Origin of the sequence: Rhizobium glycinendophyticum, from assembly GCF_006443685.1 — a bacterium.
Taxonomy (GTDB): domain Bacteria; phylum Pseudomonadota; class Alphaproteobacteria; order Rhizobiales; family Rhizobiaceae; genus Allorhizobium; species Allorhizobium glycinendophyticum.
On the sequence record NZ_VFYP01000001.1, the window covers coordinates 1,156,080 to 1,171,074 of the forward strand.

The 14,995-nt window shown below is 61.9% G+C and carries 16 protein-coding genes; 7 read left to right on the plus strand and 9 right to left on the minus strand.

The annotated features are described in order from the left end of the window. Positions 1–4: 4 nt before the first annotated feature. Positions 5–772 carry an SDR family oxidoreductase gene (locus FJQ55_RS05600; protein ID WP_140826683.1) on the plus strand — a complete coding sequence of 256 codons (768 nt, stop codon included), beginning with the start codon at positions 5–7 and terminating at the stop codon, positions 770–772. A 51-nt stretch (positions 773–823) separates the two neighbouring features. Here FJQ55_RS05600 and FJQ55_RS05605 read toward each other — a convergent pair whose 3' ends face one another. The 5 genes from FJQ55_RS05605 to FJQ55_RS05625 all read right to left on the minus strand — a co-directional run bounded on the left by FJQ55_RS05605 (position 824) and on the right by FJQ55_RS05625 (position 3,331). Then, positions 824–1,153 (minus strand): hypothetical protein, encoded by a 330-nt coding sequence (locus tag FJQ55_RS05605; RefSeq protein ID WP_140826684.1) that lies wholly within the window; start codon positions 1,151–1,153, stop codon positions 824–826. Then, positions 1,150–1,431: a hypothetical protein gene (locus FJQ55_RS05610; RefSeq protein WP_140826685.1), complete on the minus strand. Its 282-nt coding sequence runs from the start codon at positions 1,429–1,431 to the stop codon at positions 1,150–1,152. The genes FJQ55_RS05605 and FJQ55_RS05610 overlap by 4 nt, the downstream gene beginning before the upstream one ends. A 99-nt stretch (positions 1,432–1,530) precedes the next feature. Then, positions 1,531–1,788, minus strand: a complete 258-nt coding sequence (locus tag FJQ55_RS05615) for a BrnA antitoxin family protein (RefSeq protein WP_140826686.1) — start codon at positions 1,786–1,788, stop codon at positions 1,531–1,533. Next, positions 1,742–2,020: a BrnT family toxin gene (locus tag FJQ55_RS05620; RefSeq protein WP_140826687.1), complete on the minus strand. Its 279-nt coding sequence runs from the start codon at positions 2,018–2,020 to the stop codon at positions 1,742–1,744. The genes FJQ55_RS05615 and FJQ55_RS05620 overlap by 47 nt, the downstream gene beginning before the upstream one ends. 87 nt (positions 2,021–2,107) lie before the next feature. Next, complete coding sequence (locus FJQ55_RS05625) at positions 2,108–3,331, minus strand: ROK family transcriptional regulator (RefSeq protein WP_246085124.1); 1,224 nt, start codon at positions 3,329–3,331, stop codon at positions 2,108–2,110. Positions 3,332–3,567: 236 nt separating this feature from the next. Here FJQ55_RS05625 and xylF point away from each other — a divergent pair, with 236 nt between their 5' ends. The 5 genes from xylF (at position 3,568) to FJQ55_RS05650 (ending at position 8,479) form a co-directional block, all read left to right on the plus strand. Continuing rightward, positions 3,568–4,608 (plus strand): D-xylose ABC transporter substrate-binding protein, encoded by a 1,041-nt coding sequence (gene xylF / locus FJQ55_RS05630; RefSeq protein ID WP_140826689.1) that lies wholly within the window; start codon positions 3,568–3,570, stop codon positions 4,606–4,608. A gap of 244 nt (positions 4,609–4,852) precedes the next feature. Further along, positions 4,853–6,166 (plus strand): sugar ABC transporter permease, encoded by a 1,314-nt coding sequence (locus tag FJQ55_RS05635; protein WP_140826690.1) that lies wholly within the window; start codon positions 4,853–4,855, stop codon positions 6,164–6,166. Positions 6,167–6,181: 15 nt separating this feature from the next. After that, positions 6,182–6,967 (plus strand): ATP-binding cassette domain-containing protein, encoded by a 786-nt coding sequence (locus tag FJQ55_RS05640; protein ID WP_140826691.1) that lies wholly within the window; start codon positions 6,182–6,184, stop codon positions 6,965–6,967. Between the two features lie 203 nt (positions 6,968–7,170). Further along, entirely contained in the window at positions 7,171–7,713 is a 543-nt protein-coding gene (locus FJQ55_RS05645) for a hypothetical protein (RefSeq protein WP_140826692.1), read from the plus strand. 256 nt (positions 7,714–7,969) lie between these two features. Further along, the gene (locus tag FJQ55_RS05650; RefSeq protein ID WP_140826693.1) at positions 7,970–8,479 is read left to right on the plus strand and encodes a DUF305 domain-containing protein; all 510 of its coding nucleotides are present in this window, start codon (positions 7,970–7,972) and stop codon (positions 8,477–8,479) included. Between the two features lie 89 nt (positions 8,480–8,568). Here FJQ55_RS05650 and FJQ55_RS05655 read toward each other — a convergent pair whose 3' ends face one another. From FJQ55_RS05655 to FJQ55_RS05665, 3 genes are all read right to left on the minus strand, one after another. Then, complete coding sequence (locus tag FJQ55_RS05655; RefSeq protein WP_140829114.1) at positions 8,569–10,512, minus strand: methyl-accepting chemotaxis protein; 1,944 nt, start codon at positions 10,510–10,512, stop codon at positions 8,569–8,571. 436 nt (positions 10,513–10,948) lie between these two features. Beyond that, positions 10,949–12,760, minus strand: coding sequence for a HAMP domain-containing methyl-accepting chemotaxis protein (locus FJQ55_RS05660; RefSeq protein ID WP_161596950.1), 1,812 nt, complete (start codon positions 12,758–12,760; stop codon positions 10,949–10,951). A 252-nt stretch (positions 12,761–13,012) separates the two neighbouring features. Continuing rightward, entirely contained in the window at positions 13,013–13,396 is a 384-nt protein-coding gene (locus tag FJQ55_RS05665) for an MAPEG family protein (RefSeq protein ID WP_140826695.1), read from the minus strand. Between the two features lie 193 nt (positions 13,397–13,589). On the opposite strand from FJQ55_RS05665, the gene trhA reads away from it, so the two are divergent. Continuing rightward, positions 13,590–14,249 carry a PAQR family membrane homeostasis protein TrhA gene (gene trhA / locus FJQ55_RS05670; RefSeq protein WP_062275406.1) on the plus strand — a complete coding sequence of 220 codons (660 nt, stop codon included), beginning with the start codon at positions 13,590–13,592 and terminating at the stop codon, positions 14,247–14,249. A 251-nt stretch (positions 14,250–14,500) separates the two neighbouring features. On the opposite strand, the gene FJQ55_RS05675 is transcribed toward trhA, so the two are convergent. Further along, the gene (locus FJQ55_RS05675; RefSeq protein WP_140826696.1) at positions 14,501–14,959 is read right to left on the minus strand and encodes an ABZJ_00895 family protein; all 459 of its coding nucleotides are present in this window, start codon (positions 14,957–14,959) and stop codon (positions 14,501–14,503) included. Positions 14,960–14,995 lie beyond the last annotated feature (36 nt).

Below are 14,995 nucleotides of genomic sequence, written 5' to 3' on the forward strand. Positions count from 1 at the left end.
CCCCATGCAGATGACAGACAACACCATCCTCATCACCGGCGGCGGCTCCGGCATCGGCGCGGCCCTCGCCCATCGTTTCCACGATCTCGGCAACACCGTCATCATCGCCGGGCGCCGGCTCGACGCCCTCCAAGCGACCATTGGCGACCGGCCGAACATGCACGCGCTCGCCCTCGACATCGAAGACCCGGCCGCGATCATCGCCTTTGCCGAAACCCTGGTCAGCCGTTTCCCCGATATCAATGTCCTGATCAATAATGCCGGCATCATGCGGTTTGAGACGCTCGACCGGTCGCGCGATCTGACGGACGCCGAAGCGACCGTCACCACCAACCTGCTCGGCCCCATCCGGCTCATCGACGCGCTGGTTGAACACTTGGCCGCCCGCCCGAATGCCGCCATCGTCAACGTCTCCTCAGGCCTCGCCTTCGTGCCGCTGGTCGCGACCCCGACCTATTCGGCGACCAAAGCCGCGATCCATAGCTACACCCAGAGCCTGCGCGACGCGCTCTCCGGCAAAATTGAGGTGATCGAGCTCGCCCCGCCGGCGGTGCAGACGGAACTCACGCCCGGCCAGTCCAGCCGCGAGGGATACCTGCCACTCAAGGATTTCATCGACGAAGTGATGGCGCTCTTCGCCAAGCACCCGACGCCAGCCGAAATCCTCGTCCAGCGCGTGCGTTTCCAACGTGATGCCGAGGCCGAAAACCGCTTCGAGCAAACTTTTGCGGCGATCAACGAATTCGCCCGCAAGGCGCGTGAAGGGAAGTAGAAAACAGGAAGGGCATGGCGCAGAAGGATGGGGCACTTGTCCCCATAACCATTACGCCTCCGTTCGGTAGACCGCCAGCATGGCCGTGGCGACAAACGCCACGGCAACCGCCGTGATCGAATGCGGGAAGCCGTAGCGGGCAATGCAGACGATGGCGAAGAAGCCGCCGATCCGCGCCGCGCCGATGACGAGATCCCGCGGCGCATGCGATGCCTCCCAGTCGAAGATGGCACGCGCGGCGACCAGCCCGCCGCTGACAGGGTAAAGCGTCCAGGGCAGGGTCAGTGCCAGATCCGCCTCCTCGTTCTTCAGCCAGCCAATGACGAGCGCCAGTCCCAGCGCGATCAGCACGAGGCGCGCGAGGGCCAGGATGAAGTTCACTTGCGCCCTCCGGCCATCATCAACATCAGCGAGGCAAAGCCGGACAGCGCCAGCCACAACCCACCCAGAAAAAGCGTCTTCAAGGCTGTCCACCCGTCCCAGGCGATCCACGTGACGATGCTGGTCACAAACAGCACGGTTGTCATGAGCAGCGTCACCATGGTCCAGATGAACCCGTTTGCGCCGGAGACCTGCTGCTTCAGGCCCTGATATTCCATGGCACCGGCAATGAGGTGCAAGACCGCGGCCACGGCCATGTAGATGTAAAGCAGGATCAACGTCGGCTCCTGAAGGGCGAAGGATGCGTCGGACGACGCTAAGGATGGAACACCGGGATAACGCTGGGCCCGTCGAGGATCAAGGGGCGACGGTGTCGTTCATTTCCTCATTTCCAGCCATTCCCTCAAAGCCGAATTGATGCGTGATTGCCAACCAGGCCCATCCCTGCGAAAGGCGTCGATGACATCCTCATCGAGTCGGATAGTCGTCGAAACCTTTGTTTTCTGGCTTTTGGGACGCCCGCTACGCACGGGTGCTGCGCTAAACCGTTCTAGCCATGGGCTCTCGGAAAGGTCGGGAGCTTCGTCGTCAATGTCCGACAAGTCGGGAGCCATAGATGGCTTGTTCACGGTCATTTGCCTTCCTCATGCTGATCATACGCACGTCGTCGCCGCGTTCGGTCCAAACCATCACGACCATGCGTCCGTCGAGCAGGCCGATCGTAATGTATCGCTTCTCGCCATAATCGCGTCGAGTATCCGCAACGGTCACATGCCTTTGCGCGAACACCTCGTCGGCGCGCAAGAAGTCCAGCCCCCGTTCATCGAGAGCCTTTCTGCGCTTCTCAGGATCGAACAAAATGCTCATTATTGTTACTACAAATATCTGGAGAACGCCAGCCGCTAATGAGCTCTATGCTACCATGAGGTGTAGTAACCCGAAATGCCGTCCCGTTCATCCCCCCAGCACCATGTCGATCTCGCTTAGCGACCGATCCACATGACCCTCGAACACCAGCGTTTCCTCTTCGGTGATGATCAGGATGTCGGGAGCGCCGCGCACCCGCACATGCTGGGACTGCGCCAGCCCTTCGTCGAGCCCGCGGGTGAGCAGGTCCATGAAGCGCGTGCCCGGACCGGTGATGGCGATCGGCATCGTCTCTTCGGCCAGACTCAGCATGCGCGAAAGTCCCTGACCGAGCGCCAGCCCGGCCTGGCGGAAGGCGTATTCGGAGGCGCGGTGGCCCTGGCGGGCGCGGCTTGCGATCTTCTCCATCTCCGAAAGCGGCACGAAACTCGCCGGGATCGTGTCCGGCGGCACTTCGAAGGCAGTGCGCAGGATGCCGTAGAAGCCGGCCGAGGCCTCGATGCAGCCATAGGCGCCGCAGCGACAGCGCTTGCCGTCGTCGGAATGCAGCATATGGCCGAAGTTCGGCGCCCGAACCTCCAGATGGCCTTGGTGGTCGCGCAGCGCCACCCCGAGCCCGATGGAGTGGCCGAGCGACAGGGTGGCGAGCGACTGCACCGGCTGCTGGCGTGATTTTTCCAGCCTGAGCACCAGGGCATGGGTCACAAGCAGGCTCTCGTTGAAGAGGTGGATGCGGGCCGTGCCGAAATCTGAAAGCGCGGCCTCGAAATCGAGCGCTTCATAGCCGAAGATCGGAGACCACAGGAGTTTTGCTCCCTCCCGGTCGGCCAGGCCCTTGCTGCTGATCGAGATGCTGGCGATATCGGTGATCGCGAGCCGAGATCGGCTGACCAGCCGTTCGAGGGCGGCCCGGAAGGCGGCGAGAAAGGCGGAGGGGGACTGTGTCCCCTGGTCGCGCGCCTCTTCGAATCGGTCGATCATCGTGCCGCGATAGTCGGCGAGGGAATATTGTACGGCGTGGGAAGAGATCCGCACGGCAATGACGTGGGCTGCCGCTCGACGCCGGGCAAACAGCACCCGGGGGCGGCCGCGATGGCCGGCCGTCGGCAGTTCGCGGCGCTCGATCAGGGTCTGCTTTTCAAGCTCGGCGGTGATCGCCGAGACGGTCGCCGACGACAGGCCGGTCGCAGTCGAGAGATCGGTATGAGCAAGCGGCCCCTCGCGCCTCAGCACCTGCAAAACAAGGCCACTGTTCTGCTGACGCACGGCTTCCGTGCTGGCCCTCGGGCTCGGCCTCTGGCCGTCTTTCATGGGCACTGTGCCCGGTTTCGTTTGGTCCACCGCATGCTCCTCCCAAAGCATTTGGTCACTGTGTTGGCAAGCCTCCTCCGGCCCGTGTTGACAGCGTGAGAATCTTCTGCCAGTTATTTTCTCGACTGTCGAGAAAAACCATTGGACGGGGGTCCATGGGGTAAGGGCAGTTTTTCAGCGGGTCGTTCGGTGGGGAGGTCTTCCGTCGGTCCGCTATCACCTCGGGAGGTTTAAAAATGAAATCCGTTTATAAGCTGATGGCAGCCACTGCCGTCATCGTGAGCCTGCATTCCGTCGCCAGCGCCGAAGGCCTGACGGTCGGCGTCTCCTGGTCGAACTTCCAGGAAGAGCGTTGGAAGACCGACGAAGCCGCGATCAAGGCTGCGCTTGAAGCCGCCGGCAACAAGTACATCTCGGCCGACGCCCAGACGTCTGCTGCCAAGCAGCTCACCGATATCGAAAGCCTGATCGCCCAGGGCGCAAACGCTCTGATCGTTTTGGCCCAGGATTCGGAAGCCATCGGCCCGGCCATCGAAAAGGCAACCGCTGAAGGTATCCCGGTCGTCGGTTACGACCGCCTGATCGAAAACCCGGACGCCTACTACATCACCTTCGACAACAAGGAAGTGGGCCGTATGCAGGCTCGCGAAGTGTTCAAGGTGAAGCCGGAAGGCAACTACGTCTTCATCAAGGGCGCCTCGACTGACCCGAACTCCGACTTCCTCTACTCCGGTCAGATGGAAGTGCTGAAGGAAGCCATCGACGGCGGCAAGATCAAGAACGTCGGTGAAGCCTACACGGACGGCTGGAAGCCGGAAGCTGCCCAGAAGAACATGGAGCAGTTCCTGACCGCCAACAACAACAAGGTCGATGCAGTCGTATCGTCCAACGACGGCATGGCCGGCGGTGTTGTGGCAGCGCTCGAAGCCCAGGGTCTCGCCGGTTCCGTTCCGGTCTCCGGCCAGGACGGCGACAAGGCTGCTCTGAACCGCGTGGCGCTCGGCACCCAGACCGTGTCTGTCTGGAAGGACAGCCGCGAACTCGGCAAGAAGGCCGGCGAAATCGCCAACGAACTGGCCGCTGGCAAGTCGATGGACGAAATCGAAGGCACGGTAAAGTTCGCCGGCGGCCCGAAGGGCGTCGAAATGAACTCCTACTTCATCGCTCCGCTGCCGATCACCAAGGAAAACCTGAACACCGTCATCGACGCTGGCTGGATCTCCAAGGAAGAAGCATGCCAGGGCGTTGCCGCTGGTTCGGTTGCTGCCTGCAACTGATCCAAACGTGACTGACCACAGAGCTTGAGCCGGGACGCCGCAGCCTTTGCGCTGCGGCGTTTCGACTGGTCGGGAGCATCGCGCGACGACGGGGACTGCAGCTTTAAGGGGTCGCCTTTCCCGCCGCATTTCGCCAAAGAACACAAGATGCCTCGATCCGCATGGCGGGCCTGATCGTCCGCTGCCAGAACGCTGGTGCGTCCGGCAAAATCGCAAGCCGAAAAACGACTGGGGAGATACTTGTATGGCGGATCAAAGCCTTGCCACGCCTGCGCCCGTAGCCCGGGCATCCAACATGTCAGCGGTAAAACGCTTCTTTAACGCCACCGAGATCGACACCCGCCTGCTCGGCATGGTGATCGCGCTCGCCATCATCTGGATCGGCTTCGACTTCCTGTCGAACGGCCTGTTCCTGACGCAGCGCAACCTTTGGAACCTCTCGGTCCAGGCAGCCTCCGTCTCGGTCATGGCGACCGGCATGGTTCTTGTCATTGTCACCCGCAATATCGATCTCTCGGTCGGCTCCATTCTCGGCTTCGTCGGTATGATCATGGGCGTGCTGCAGGCTCGTATCCTGCCGCCGATCATCGGTTTCGAACATCCGCTGATGTGGGTGATCGCGCTTGGCGCCGGCATCGCAGTCGGTACCGCCATCGGCGCCTTCCAGGGGGCCATCATCGCCTTCCTCGGCGTTCCCGCCTTCATCGTCACGCTCGGCGGTCTGCTCGTCTGGCGTGGTTGCGCCTGGCTCGTCACCTCGGGTGCGACCGTAGCACCAATGGACACGACCTACCGCCTGATGGGTGGTGGTGCGGATGGTTCGATCGGCGTCACCGCCAGCTGGATCGTCGGCCTGGTCGCCTGCCTGCTGATCGTCCTGTCGATCCTCAACACCCGCCGCCAGCGCCGTCGTTTCGGTTTCCCGCTGCGTCCGATCTGGGCCGAAGTTTTTCTCGTCTTCGCCGGCTGCATTGCCATTCTCGGCGCCGTCTGGGTTGCCAACACCTATTATATGCCGGTTAACCTGGCGAAGAAATATGCGGCCGCCAACGGCATCGACTGGCCGGAAGGCGGATTGCAGATTGGTCTCGGCATCGCCATCCCGGTTCTGATCGCCATCGGCATCGCCATGGTCATGGCCTTCATCACCAACCGCACGCGTTTCGGCCGTTACGTCTTCGCCATCGGCGGAAACCCGGAAGCTGCCGAACTTGCCGGCATCAAGGTGAAGTGGGTCACCGTCAAGATGTTCGCGCTGATGGGTGCTCTCTGCGCTATCGCCGCCGCCATCTCCACCGCCCGCCTGAACGCCGCAACCAATGCGCAAGGCACGTTGGATGAACTCTACACCATCGCCGCGGCCGTCATCGGCGGCACCTCGCTTGCCGGCGGCGTCGGTACGATCGCGGGCGCCATGCTCGGCGCCATCGTCATGCAATCACTGAATTCGGGCATGGTTCTGCTCGGTCTCGACACGCCGCTGCAGGCCATTGTCATCGGCATCGTGCTCGTGATCGCAGTCTGGCTCGATACCGTCTACCGCGCCCGTGCGAAGTAAGGGGAGTTGAAACTCATGTCGGAAAACCGCACCCCACTCGTGGAAATGCGCAACATTTCCATTTCCTTCGGCGGCATCCATGCCGTGGATGACGCCTCGGTCGACCTCTTCCCCGGAGAAGTCGTGGCCTTGCTCGGCCACAACGGCGCCGGCAAGTCGACGCTGATCAAGATCTTGTCGGGCGCCTACAAGCGTGACAACGGCGACATCCTGGTCCGTGGCGAATTCGCCGACATCGGCAATCCGCGCGATGCCAAGAAGTATGGCATCGAGACGATCTACCAGACGCTCGCCGTCGCCGACAATGTCGACGCCGCCGCCAATCTCTATCTCGGCCGCGAATTGCGCACCCCTTGGGGCACGCTCGACGACGTCGCAATGGAAGCCAAGGCGCGCGAAGTCATGGGGCGCCTTAACCCCAACTTCCAGCGCTTCAAGGAGCCCGTCAAAGCCCTCTCTGGTGGTCAGCGTCAGTCGGTGGCCATTGCGCGCGCCATCCTCTTCGACGCCCAGATCCTGATCATGGACGAACCGACGGCCGCCTTGGGCCCGCAGGAAACCGCCCAGGTTGGCGAACTGATCCAGCAGCTGAAGAAGGACGGCATCGGCATCTTCCTGATCAGCCACGACATCCACGACGTCTTCGACCTCGCCGACCGCGTCTTCGTCATGAAGAACGGCCGCGTCGTGGGCCATGCCCGCACCGAGGATGTCACCAAGGACGAAGTCTTGGGCATGATCATCCTCGGCAAATGCCCTCCGGGGGCAGTGCCGGGGCCTGGGGCCATGCAGACGGCGTGAGCCGGAAGGCAGTGAAGTGAGACAGGCGAGGGGGCTTTAAGCTCCCTCGTTTGCGTTTGGGGGAGTTGATTAGACCTGCGTTCGGCTGAGAAGCATGGGTCTTTGTTTGCGCCCCAAAAAGTCTTCCTTTTGCCAAAATGCACGTCAGTGGTGTGGTTACCATCCGGTTTGATCTGTTGGGCTATGCGAAGGCGGGGGCGACGATGCGGCGTGAAATTTTCTGGCTCGGCGTGTCTCTCCTCGTCGCCCAGCCGGTCGCTGCCTGCATCATCCATCGGCCCGTTGACCCTGAGAATGTAGAGTTTGCGGATCGGGTCGTCTCGGCACGCGTTACCTTTTTCGAGATGGTGCGTGATGAGGAGGCGCACCGTCGTGCAACCCAGACGCTGGCCAGTCTGGTTCCTGAAAGTGCACCTGCCACAGGCGTCAGGTTGTTGACGGATTACGCCCGGTTAACGCTTGTCGTAGAAGAAACCCTGAAGGGGGAAGCCGCCAGAGAGATTCAGGCCATTTGGGCAAACCCACCCCACGACGAACGGTTTCCCTTTGTTCCCGGACGCTATTTGTTCGCGCTCAGAAAGCCGACTTCGCCGATCGGGACCGGTTCTGGTGCCTTCATTCCTGCATCACCGCAACCGGCTGCCATTCAGATACTTGAGATACCCTGCGCCCCCTCATTTGTGCTCCCCGAGGGCAGCAAGGAAGCCCTCGCCATTCGCGCACGTCTGGGGGCGGATACCAACTGACGACTTTGCAACAAGTGACTCTACTGCCCCCTGCGCCATCTCCAGCGCCGTTCCGATATGCGCCATCGGTCGCATCGAGCGGAACGGATCGTCGCGCGACGGCAGATAGCTGCGCCTCCTCATCGATGGCATTGACAAACAGCGTCCGAGGTTCCGCCAACCCATGGAACAATCCTTCCACCTGCATTGTTCGCCTCCCATCCGCCGCGCAGGCCGCGAACCTGCCCGCAGCCGAACCTCTAGCCCGGAGGCGCCCATGTCCTACACCCGTTTCGCTGCAATGATCGCCACCTCCACCGTCGTCATGTTCGGCCTGATGTATCTCAACACCTATGCCCTTGATCACGTCACCTACAGCCAGACGCGCACCTGGATGGCGCTGCTGATGGGGGCCGTCATGGCGATGATCATGATGGGTTTCATGGCCTCGATGTATCGGAACCAGCGTGTCAACGCGGCCATCATCGCCGGCAGCGTCGTCGTCTTCGCCGGGGCGCTCTGGCTGGTGCGCAGCCAGGAGACTGTGTCCGATGTCAGCTACATGAAGGCGATGATCCCGCACCATTCGATCGCCATCATGACCAGCGAACGCGCTCATATCCATGACCCGCGCGTGCGAAAACTGGCTGATGGCATCATCGAGGCGCAGGCGCGCGAGATCGGCGAGATGAAGTCGCTGATTGCCGAACTGGAATTCAATCCGCCGGCCAATGATGCCCCCGATCTGCCCGCCAGGATGCCAGCCGAAACAACCGCCACGCCTTGATTGGAAGCAGAAGTCCGGGCCCCGAAATGCAAGAGACCGAGGCAGTGTCTGCCCCGGCCTCTCTCTTTGGATCGCGTGTCCGGAAAGTCTCAGAACTCTTCCCAGCTCTCGGCCACCTGGGCGCTTCCGCCCATGCCGACCGCACTGGCGACCTTTGCCATCATCCGTCGAGCGGGCGATGCCACCGGCTTCTGCTCTGCCCGCACCGGCTGCGGTCGGCTCGCGGCCACGGCGCCGGTCGTCGAACCCAGGCGGAACCCGGCAATGATCTCCCGCATCCGGGTGACTTCGCTGGCGAGCGAAGCGCTGGCGGCGGTGGATTCCTCCACCATCGCGGCATTCTGCTGAGTCACCTGGTCCATCTGGTTGACGGCCGTGTTGACTTCGGCCAAGCCCACTGACTGCTCCTTGGCGGACGTGGCGATTGCATCCAGCTGGGCATTGATCGTCACCACCTGGGTCTCGATCACCTTCAGCGCCTCGCCGGTCTCCTGCACCAGCTTCACGCCGGTAGAAACTTCGTCGGTCGAGTTGCGGATCAGGTCCTTGATCTCCTTCGCCGCCTGGGCCGAACGCTGGGCAAGCTCGCGCACTTCCTGGGCGACGACGGCAAAACCCTTGCCCGCTTCACCGGCACGCGCCGCTTCGACACCGGCATTGAGCGCCAGGAGGTTGGTCTGGAAGGCGATCTCGTCGATCACGCCGATGATGTTGGAGATCTGGCTCGACGACTGCTCGATCCTTTGCATCGCGTTGACCGCATTCGACACCACTTCACCGGATCGGCGGGCCGACTGGTTGGCCTCGATTGCCACATTGCGCGCCTCTTCCGTGCGCTTGGAGGAGTTCGCGACATTGGTGGTGATCTGGTCGAGTGCCGCGGCGGTTTCCTCAAGCGACGCGGCCTGCTGCTCGGTGCGCTTGGAAAGGTCGCTGGCGCTCTGGCTGATCTCGCGGGCGCCGTCATCGATCGAGCCGGTCGCCTGCGAAACCGAGCGAAGGCTGTCGCCGAGCTGTGTGACGGCGGCGTTGAAGTCGGCACGCAGGCTTTCGAAGTCGCTGGCGAAAGGCTGGTTCAGCTGGAAGGTCAGATCCCCATGCGAGAGATGCTTCAAGCCCTCGGCGAGACCCATCGTCGCCTGCGCCATCTGCTCGGCACGAACCCGTTCGGCTTCCGCCGCCCGAGCCTGTTCGGCTTCGCTTGCCGAACGGTTGGCGATTGCCTCCTGCTCCAGCGCGCGGGTTTTCAGGCCATTATCCTTGAAGATCTGCACGGCCTTGGCCATGCCGCCGATCTCGTCGCGCCGGTCGGTGCCGTCTACGGTCGCGCTAAGGTCGCCATTGGCCAGCACGGTCATCGTCTGCGACATCGCCCGGATCGGCCGCACCAGCCAGGCGCGGATAGCGAGGAAGCCGAGCGCCAGCACCACCAGAAGACCGCCGATTACGACCACAAGTGCGGTGGTGACCGCCGTATTCGTCGTGACGGAAAGGTCGTCGCTGGCCTTGTCGGCGCTCTCCATGATCTCCGACGAAACCGCAACCAGCTTCGGCGAAACGGCAACGAGGGCTGGCTGGCAGTTTTTCAGAAAGAGCTCTTGGGAGGCGAGGTTGTCCTGCGGCGTGCTCGAGTTGCGTGCTGCCTCGATGCTCGTGCTGCATCCGGCCAAGGCCGCCAGGGTTTCGCTCTTCAGGGCGTCAAGCGCTGCGCGGCGGGCCGGAAGAGCGGTCATGACTTTATCCATGAATTCTGAGAAGTTCTTCTCGGACTCGTCGATCGCCTTTTGCGACTCCTGATTGTCCTCCATGGACTCCGCCATCATCAGTTCGCCGATGGATGCGCGCATGGTCTGCAGGCTGCGGTTGGCGCGCGCCATGTAGAGAGCTGCGGTCGATTCCCCGTCCAGCAGGGCGCTATAGCTGGCGTCGATCCTCGACATCGTCTGGCCGGAATAGATCGCCGTGCCGAGAGAGAAGAGGCCGAAGCCGGCCATGATGGTCAGGAATTTTCCTGTAATGGAAATATGTTTCACGGGCATGCCCCTGTCCGAATGATAAGCGTGGAGGAGGCCAGGAGCAGATCATCTGCTCGGGGTCGGGTACGGACTGCGATAGAGAGATCATCGCGACGCCGTCTCGACACGCGTGCATCCGATGCGCGAGCCGGCGTCCCGGTTTCGTTCACCGGTTTCACAGGCGCACCTTAGGACCCGCTACATAAAAGAAAGTTAATCAAACGACTTCAAATTCTATAATTTTTACAACAACTTATTTCTATATGAAGATAAAAGAAGTTAACGCGGACCCCGATCGTAGAGCGCTCGCGCCGCCCTCGCACAAAAGCGAAGATGCCGCCGGGGCGGCCTCGAACTTGAAAACTCTGATCGCCCGGAGGCGGGGAGGGGGCATGCCACCGGCAGCGGCGCGGGGGTCGGCCGGGGCGCGAAAACCGCCCCGGCCGGGCGTTGATCAAGCCGCGCGGCGCAGCGAGGGCGGCGTCTGGCTCGTCTGCCCGCCGATCTCGAAGCGGCCGATCAGCTGGAACAGTGCTTCCGCCTCCTTGGCCAGAGAATGGCTGGCGGCAGTCGATTCCTCCACCATGGCAGCGTTCTGCTGGGTGCTCTGGTCCATGATGTTGACGGCGGTGTTGATTTCCTTGAGGCCGGTCGCCTGTTCGCGGGAACCTTCCGCAATGGAGGTGACGTTGACCCCAACAGCCTGAACGCTCTCCACGATGGTCTGTAGCGCCTGGCCGGTTTCGGTCACGAGCGTGACCCCGTTCTTCACCTGATCGCCGGATTTGCCGATCAGAGAGCGGATTTCCTTGGCAGCGCTCCCCGAGCGCTGAGCCAATTCCCGGACTTCCTGGGCAACCACGGCGAAACCCTTGCCCGCTTCCCCGGCCCGGGCCGCCTCGACGCCGGCATTGAGCGCCAGAAGATTGGTCTGGAAGGCGATCTCGTCGATCACGCTGATGATGCTGGTGATCTCCTGCGAGGAGTTTTCGATCTCCTGCATGGCATCGACGGCCCGTGCGACGATCGTGCCGGACTGCTCGGCGGCCCGGCGCATCTCCTGCACCTGGCGTCCGGCCTCCGCCGCAAGCCGGCTGGAATCGGTGACCGTGGTGGTGATCTGCTCGAGTGAAGCAGCCGTTTCCTCGACGGAAGCCGCCTGGCGCTCGGTGCGCCTGGCCAGATCGTCGGCTGCCGCGCGGATCTGGTTGGAACCGGCAGCAATCGCCTGGGCGTTCTGCCCGACGCGCCGCATCGCCTCTTCCAGTTTTTCCACCGCATCGTTGAAGTCGAGGCGCACCTGGTCCAGCCGTTCGGCGAAGCGCTCGGTGATGCGGAAATTCAGCTTGCCATCCGACAGCTGGCCCAGCGCATGGCCGATGTTCTCGACCGCGAAGCGCACCTCGGCGGCTTCCTGCGCCTGCTGGCGTTCCCGCTCCAGCCGCTCACGTTCCGACAGCGAACGGTTGGCATCGGCCTCCTGCTCCAGCCGCACGCGCTCGCGGGCATTGTCGCGGAACACGGCCACGGTCGATGCCATCGCGCCGATCTCGTCGCGACGGGCCTCGCCGTAGATGTCGACATCGAGATCGCCACCGGCGAGCCTGTCCATGGCGCGCGTAATCGCATTAATCGGACGGATGACGCCGGCGACGACCGTAAAGGTCGAGAAGGCGGCGACGGCGGCTGCGACCGTTGACAGCGCGATCATCAGGATGGTCAGCACCTGCTTCAACTGGTTGCCTGCAGCGAGATCGGACTTCGCGACGCGGATCTGCAGGTCGATCAGCTTGGCGATATCGGTGCCGAGCGGGTCGATGGTCGGATAGAGCTTCTTCTCGGCAAACGTCACCAGGGCGGCCGCATCCTTGGCGTCTAGGATGGCGAGGAGTTCGTTCACGCCCTCGTTGGCGTCCTGCCGCAATTGGTCGAAATGGGCGGCTATCTGCGCCTCTTCATCGGTCAGGGTCGTGGACATGTAGTCCTTCCACTTGCCGTCGATCTCGGTGAGTGCGCGACGAACGTTCGCTGCCCCTTCCCCCGGGGTCAAGGCGCCGGCGCGCACCTTATGGGCGGTGTCGACGATATCGACGGCATATCCGTCGGCAATCACCTTCAACTGCTCCATCGGCTGGACGCGGTCGACAACGATCCCGTTTGCGAGCCGGGATTCCTCCGTCATTGCATAGAAGGAGAAGGCAGAGATGACGAGAAGGGCAGTGGCCAGCAGAGTTATGCAGGTGAGCAGCTTGACACGAATGGTCATGATAGCCTCGGGCAGGATGGTTAATTTCCTTGGGCCGCCAGGCGTCTCGGCGATGGGTCGGACCCTATCTGATGGTGAGGGAGGCGCCATAGGAGGGGCCGGCCCGCTACCCAAATCCTGCGCGGTCCGTACCCCTGAAATTTAGGGCATATTCGTTTAAGGATCGGTAAGTTTTTGCTTCAAAAGCATACACTCAGTGAGTTTCTGCTTTATTTCGCATCAATTGCTCACGCTGTGGCGCCTTTTTCGGCATCAGGCGCCCTTCATAAGCGCGCCGACCGTGCCGCCGATGAGCAGCACGATCCCGATCACAAAGGTCAAAGCCGCTCCCGGACCGCGCTTCTTCGCATCGGCATAATATTCCGCCGCATAAAGCGCCCGCGCCGCCGTCCAGCCGAGGCCGAGCAGTCCGGCGAGCACGTCCGAAACGTAAAACCCGAAGATCCACAGCGATGGCAGGAAAAGTACCAGCTGCTCGACCGTGTTTTGCTGGACGCGGAAGATCCGCTCGAAGTCGGCATTGCCCGTCGTCTTCGGTGCCTCGACGCCGAAGGTCCTGCGGGCCTGCCCCACCTTCAGCAGGAACCAGCAATAGGTGGTGAGGGCGGCAAAGGTCGCGATGATCGTGAAGCGCATGATTTTCCAGAAGCCGGAGGGTGGCGTTAAGGATGGATTGGTAGGCGGCGTGTGACCATAAGGCAAGCAAGCAAGATTACCGGCATGGTGCTTTCGTGAACCCCGGCCACCTTGTCGCCCGCAGCCTTTTCCGCCATCATTCCAGAATATGCTTCGCCATCACCGGAAAGCAAAGACGAGACATAGAGACGTTATGAACACCGAGAATTTCAAGTTTGGCCGCGCCTACGACCTGCATGAGCTGGTTGCCGACGGGATCATCCATGGCATCGGTGTCGTCTTCGCGCTTGTCGGCGCAACCGCGCTGATCTTCTACGCCACCGTCTATTCCGATTATGCCAATATTGCCGCGAGCTGGATCTACGGCCTCGGCCTGATCATCGCACTCGGCGTCTCCTTCACCTACAACATGTGGCCGCATTCGAAGGTGAAATGGTGGCTGCGCCGCTTTGACCATTCGGCGATCTTCATCCTGATCGCCTCCACCTACACGCCCTTCCTGGTCCAGGGCGCCGATCGTCCGCTGATCCTGGCCCTTCTTCTCGGCATCTGGGCAACCGCGATCACCGGCATCTGGCTGAAATTCCGCTATCCCGGCCGCTACGACAAACTCGCCATCCTGCTTTATCTCGCCATGGGCTGGAGCGGCGCACTCGCCATGGGCCCGCTGTCAGAAATCATCCCCGGCGTGACGCTCACGCTGATCATCATCGGCGGCTGCATCTATTCCGCCGGCGTCGTCTTCCACGTCTGGGAGCGCCTGCGCTTCCAGAACGCCATCTGGCACGCCTTCGTCGTCACCGCCGCCATCGTGCATTATTCGGCGGTGTTCACGGCGATCAGCCTGGGGTGAGGCCGCATCCGCAAGGTCAGACGCCGTCATCCTCGGCCCTCGTGCCGAGGATCTGCCAGGATCGCCCCGACCTCGGTGCCTCCGCTCTCGTCACACCCGTTGCAACGACGGTAGATGCTCGGGACGAGCCCGGGCATGACGAACGGGAGAGGCGAAGGCGCGGCGCCGCCGCCCGTCATCCCTTTATTCCAGGCGCGAACCGAAATAGGCACACTCTGCTAAACCAGGGGCATTTCATCAGCCTCTGGTGGTCAACCTTGGCGCTTCTTTTTCTCGGCATTCAGAAGAACCTTGGAAAAAGAGCGCATCGACCAGGATATGCCGACCAGGCTCAGGAGATATCCGAAGATCATCGCTGGAACCAGTATGGCGGGATCCGCCTTCGACAGGATCGCCAGGTTTTTGTCAGGTACATCCAGAAGCATCACAAGGCCGATTTGCAGTCCATCAGTGGCAGCCTGAATGAGCGCCAGCACGGCGCCGATGGGCCATGCTTCTGCCCATTCTGCGGGACGCCCCGTCTGGCGATGAAAATAGTATCCCGCCCAATATCCTGCGGCCAAGATCAGCACGACGGACGTACCGCTGCGGGAAAGAACGTCTACATAGCCATAGAAGGCAAGAATGCCGACCACGACGTGGATCGCGACCACGATGCCGAGGTTGATGAAAAAGAAGCGAATTGCCATCGGCACGATGAAATTGGGCATTGATTGAGACTCCCCCTGCAAAATCTTTGGCCATCA